The 2,305-nt window shown below is 39.6% G+C and carries 2 protein-coding genes; both read right to left on the minus strand.

The window, feature by feature from the left end; genetic code table 11:
- Positions 1-1,653: ABC transporter permease (locus tag AC3E7H_RS09825; RefSeq protein WP_490676496.1), on the minus strand; the 1,653-nt coding region annotated here is incomplete at its 3' end.
- Between the two features lies 1 nt (position 1,654).
- Positions 1,655-2,305 (minus strand): ABC transporter ATP-binding protein (locus AC3E7H_RS09830; protein WP_490676497.1); only part of this gene is annotated, 651 nt, incomplete at its 5' end.

A 2,305-nucleotide genomic window follows, 5' to 3' on the forward strand; every position in this document is an offset into this window, starting at 1 on the left:
CATAAAGATGATAGAGAGGAAAATACCGATAAAGAGAATTCCACCAAAGAGAGCGTTCATTTCAGCAATTGCATCAGTTTTAGTAGTTCCATTATAAACCATAGCATCTTCACTCTTGAGATTATGACTAAAATTGTTCACATACGCATCAAAATCATCAGTTAGCTTTAACTGTTCCTCTTGACTAGCAGTTACATCCATACCACCGTAGAACTGAGTGTAGATAGCGGAATTTTGGTACTGTTCCAAAAAGTTTTGAAGATTTGGTACAACGAGATAGTTATAATCCGATACCAAGAGAACATATTGATTTGAAACATGATTCATAGCAAAATCTTGCTGGATTTCTTGCTTGATCGTATAGTTCTGATTGTTCAGACTAAATGCTTTCTGACCTTTAAGTTGGTCATTTCGAGCCCAAAGTCCTACTTCATTACCAGTAAGGTTTAGCTTTTGTCCAGTCATTTTTTCATAATCTTTTTGATCAAAAACTAAGAAGACAGTCTTGGGCATAACACTATTCTGCCCTTTTTCAAAGGTGGTTAATTTAGTCCCGTCTTGACTCGAAAGACCGAAACTTGCATAACCGAGGACGTCCTTATTGCTAATGGTTAGGTTCTTTTCGCTAGCATATTGAGTCAAAAGCTTGTCTAAATCCTCAACTTCTACATTTTGCCCCTTAACATCAAAATCGTGAGGATACAGGAGTTTTTTCATGTTTTCAGAACCGTTGTAGATGCTGGTTGCTGCAGACATGGTGACCAAAACCATGGTTGAAAGGATGGCAATAGTTGCTAAACCGACAGCATTTTTCTTCATACGGAAGATAAGGTTAGAAACAGAGATGAGGTTATTTGGTTGGTAGTAATATCTCTTGTTTTTCTTGAGCAACTGCAAGAAAACTGTAATACCTGCATTGAATAGGAGGTAGGTTGCAAAAATGACCAACATAACGGCTATGAAGAAAGTTAAGACCGCTGAAACTGGATCTTTTACGCTTTGTGCTAGGTAGTAGCCACCACCTAGAGTAATTAGCCCTACAAGTGTCTGAAGAACTAGGAAACGCCCCTTCTTCTCACCCTTTTCTTTTTCTCTAGAAAGCTGGAGAGCATCCATACGGATAATGCGTACAGCGTTCAGGAAAACGATGACTAAAAAGATAAAACCGAATACCAGAAGGATTGAAAGTACTACGGACCATTGGAAAGTTGCAACTAACTCTACCTTCATCTTTGCAAGTTTAAGTAGCAAAGCGAAAATCAGATTATCAAAGAGGGCACCAATTCCAATTCCGGCAGTGACTGTTACTAGCCCAAATATCAAGAGTTCCTTAAAGGTCATACCAATCAAATGGCGTTTTTCTAAGCCCAACATGCCATATACACCCAGTTCTTTTGAGCGATTTTTCATGACAAAGCTATTGGCATAAAGAACGATAATGGCAGATGCAAGTGTCACAACGACAAGCCCTAGTTGTAGGGTAAATTGTATAGCAGATGCACCACGTAAATCCACAATTTTAGGATTAAAGGCTAGGGAGTAAAAGAGATAGCTAATTGTGACTGCCAAAATGACAGACAAAGCAAACGGATAATAGAGTTTGCGGTTTTTAATTAAGTTGGATATGGCCAACTTATTGGTTAATCGAAACATACTAGTTCACCTCACTTGCCATAACAGTCAAGGTGTCAGAGATTTCTTGGAACATCTGACGATCCGTCTTTTCACCACGGTAGATTTGATTATAGAGAATACCGTCCTTGATGAAAAGAACACGTTTTGCACGGCTAGCTGCTGCTGTTGAGTGGGTCACCATGAGAATGGTTTGCCCTTGCTCGTTAATCTGATCAAAGATATCAAGGAGGGCTGCAGACGATTTAGAGTCTAGAGCACCTGTTGGCTCGTCCGCAAGAAGAATTTCTGGTTCTGTGATGATAGCCCGTGCAACTGCTACCCTTTGTTTTTGCCCTCCAGAGATTTCATAAGGGTACTTCTCCTGCAATTGATTGATGCCAAGATTTTCAGCCGTTACGACCAATTTTTTCATCATTTCTGTAATAGGCTTTCTAGACAATACCAAAGGGAGTAAGATATTGTCTTTAACAGAAAGCGTATCTAACAAATTGAAGTCTTGGAAGACAAAGCCTAACTTTTCACGACGGAAGCTTGATGCTTCAGAATTTTTAATGGTAGCTGTGTCAGTTCCATTTAGGTAGACCTGCCCACGCGTTGGCTTGTCAAGCATAGCAAGAATATTGAGTAGAGTAGATTTACCAGATCCAGACTCACCCATAATAGCAACGTA

The sequence above is a fragment of the Streptococcus sp. SCPM-O-B-15304 (M98) genome (assembly GCF_058200215.1).